At 27.8% G+C, this 281-nt stretch carries 1 protein-coding gene; it reads right to left on the bottom strand.

The window, feature by feature from the left end; genetic code table 11:
* Positions 1–243: IS110 family transposase (locus JJQ60_RS22440; RefSeq protein ID WP_201924777.1), on the bottom strand; the 243-nt coding region annotated here is incomplete at its 3' end.
* Between the last annotated feature and the right edge of the window lie 38 nt (positions 244–281).

Here is a 281-nt window from a genome sequence, read left to right on the forward strand (position 1 = left end):
ATTAACAACATAAAATAAACAGTTAAATTCAGGCATTAGTTTCATTAAAGCCCAACCATATTTTCCTGTGTTTTCAATACATACATAATGGGTAGTTTTTTTAGATAGGTTTCCAGTGAAAAATTCTTCAATGGATTGTGAGGTATTATCAATTTTAAAGAACTCCTTTCGATCAGATAAAATACAGATGTCTAATGTTTTTTTACTAACATCAATCCCAATGAATTTTGAATTGGTTTTCATAACTTTGGTTTTAGAGATTATGTTATAACTCAACTCCT

The sequence above is a fragment of the Aquimarina mytili genome, from assembly GCF_016735115.1.
Lineage (GTDB): Bacteria > Bacteroidota > Bacteroidia > Flavobacteriales > Flavobacteriaceae > Aquimarina > Aquimarina mytili.